Origin of the sequence: Caballeronia sp. LZ029 (genome assembly GCF_031451275.1) — a bacterium.
Lineage (GTDB): Bacteria > Pseudomonadota > Gammaproteobacteria > Burkholderiales > Burkholderiaceae > Caballeronia > Caballeronia jiangsuensis.
In genome coordinates this window covers 1-544 of sequence record NZ_JARUXO010000027.1, presented here as the reverse complement: position 1 = coordinate 544, position 544 = coordinate 1, and the positions used below count along the sequence as shown (strand labels likewise).

The 544-nt window shown below is 58.5% G+C and carries 1 protein-coding gene; it reads left to right on the top strand.

The genetic code is table 11. The features are described from left to right. Positions 1 to 22 precede the first annotated feature (22 nt). Positions 23 to 490: an IS66 family insertion sequence element accessory protein TnpB gene (locus QCE73_RS33930; protein ID WP_309885328.1), complete on the top strand. Its 468-nt coding sequence runs from the start codon at positions 23 to 25 to the stop codon at positions 488 to 490. Positions 491 to 544 lie beyond the last annotated feature (54 nt).

The window sequence follows — 544 nt, the reverse complement described above, 5'->3', positions numbered from 1 at the left end:
GCGCCTATATGCCGAAAGACTTGTGGCGCCTAAACGCCGAAAAGTCCCTGGCGCCTTTACGCCGAAAACGGTTTGGTTCCTTAACGGCGAAAGTTCACAGCAGCACGGCATCAACGCCAATCTGCTGCGCAAGTGGATCGCGAAGTACCTGGTGGAGCGCGAGAAAGGCATTTCGTCAGCGTCGCAGCCTAATGGCAACGAAGAATACAACCCGCGTCGGCCGGACGAGTCGATTAATGACGTGGCCGTCGATCTGCCAGGGTCGCACCAACCCGTCCCCGTCGCGGTGAAGCCGTCTGCGTTCGTGTCGGTCGTTTCAGCGTCGCCGACACAACCGTCCACACCGCCATCGATGACACTTGCCTTGCATGTGCGTCTGTCGAACGGCGTCGAGCTTGAACTCGGCGGGGCAATCGCGACCATCGACGAATTGACGACCATGGTTCAGATTCTGGGGAGGATGCCGTGTTCCGGTTCGACGACGATCTGAAGGTCTATCTGCACCGCGATCCCGTTGATTTCCGCTACGGCATGAATAGCCTGT